The organism is Piscinibacter defluvii, from assembly GCF_004011805.1.
Lineage (GTDB): Bacteria > Pseudomonadota > Gammaproteobacteria > Burkholderiales > Burkholderiaceae_C > Piscinibacter > Piscinibacter defluvii.
The window spans coordinates 1-1,438 of record NZ_RCHJ01000106.1; the positions used below are offsets into that span (position 1 = coordinate 1).

General features: G+C 70.7%; 1 protein-coding gene. It reads left to right on the forward strand.

Going from position 1 to position 1,438, the window contains the following annotated elements; all coding sequences use genetic code 11:
- The first annotated feature begins 107 nt into the window (after positions 1–107).
- Positions 108–1,382 carry an IS256 family transposase gene (locus D9C15_RS33070; RefSeq protein WP_164886976.1) on the forward strand — a complete coding sequence of 425 codons (1,275 nt, stop codon included), beginning with the start codon at positions 108–110 and terminating at the stop codon, positions 1,380–1,382.
- The last annotated feature ends 56 nt before the right edge of the window (positions 1,383–1,438 follow it).

Here is a 1,438-nt window from a genome sequence, read left to right on the forward strand (position 1 = left end):
GGCGATGTCCCGGAGTCTGTTGAACGCATGAGCTGAGGTGGCGGCTCCTTCGACCCGCATGCGCGAGCATGCGGGTTGCCTCACAAGCAACCGAAGGAGCCACCAGAGTGAAGTCTCACACGAAGCCCGCGCTGCGGGCCATGCCTGCTTCGCAGGTCCAGATCTCGCTGCCCGTGCAGGGTGTTCTGCGCGATGTTCGCCACGCCTTCCTGGGCCTGTGCATCGACGCTGGCCAGAAGGTGCTGGCCGCGATGATGGAAGCCGACAGGATCGCGCTGTGCGGCCCCAAGGGCGTGCCGGACGCTGGCCGGCGCGCCGTGCGCGGCGGCACCACCGCCAGCCAGGTCGTGCTGGGCGGCCAGCGCATCGCCGTACGGCGACCGCGGGCACGCTCGACGACCGAGGGCGAGTTGTCACTGCGCAGCTTCGAGTGGGCTGCTGGCCGCGACCCGCTGGACGCCGCCACGATGGCCGCCATCGCCGCGGGTGTGTCGACTCGGCGTTACGCCAGCACCCAGGAGCCGGTGCCGGCGGCACACCGGCCGCGTGCGGCCTCCAAGAGCGCGGTGTCGCGCCGCTTCGTGCAGCTCAGCCAGCAGCAGCTGGCACAGTGGCTCGCACGGCCCCTGGGCGATCTGGACCTGCCCGTCGTGATGATCGACGGCATCCACTTCCGCGACCGCGTCATCCTGCTGGCGCTGGGCATCGACGCCCAAGGAGACAAGCACGTCCTGGGGCTGCGCGAGGGCTCCACCGAGGCCACGCGGGTGGTCGTCTCGCTGCTGTCGGACCTGGTCGAGCGCGGGCTGGATGCCCAACGCATGCGGCTGTGGGTGATCGACGGCGGCAAGGCGCTGCGCAAGGCCATCGTCCAGACCTTCGGCGCGTGCGCGCTCCTCCAGCGCTGCCAGGAGCACAAGCGCCGCAACGTGCTGGAGCACCTGCCCGAAGACATGCACGCCGGCGTCAAGCGGGCCCTGAAGGACGCCTGGTCGGCCTCGGACGCCGAACTGGCGCGCAAGCAACTCGGCCGTCTGGCATCCGCGCTGCAGGCCAGGCACCCGGGTGCGGCGGCCAGTCTGCGCGAGGGCCTGGAGGAGACGCTGACCGTCCAGGCACTGGGCATCACCGGGGCGCTGTACCGCACGCTGCGCACGACCAACCCCATCGAGAACCTGAACGGCTCGGTGGCGCACTACAGCCGCAACGTCAAGCGCTGGGGCGACGGGCAGATGGTGCTGCGCTGGGTGGCCAGCGCGCTCAGCGACGCGGCCACGCGAATGCGCAAGCTGCGTGGCTGCGGCCAGATGCGCACCCTCCTCAAGGCCCTGGATGGCCGTCGCCCCGAAAGCGACAACGGCGCCGTCTTGAAGGCCGCGTAGCATGTCCACCGAGGAGCCGTCACCGGTCACGGTTCAACAGCGAGCGGGACATCGCC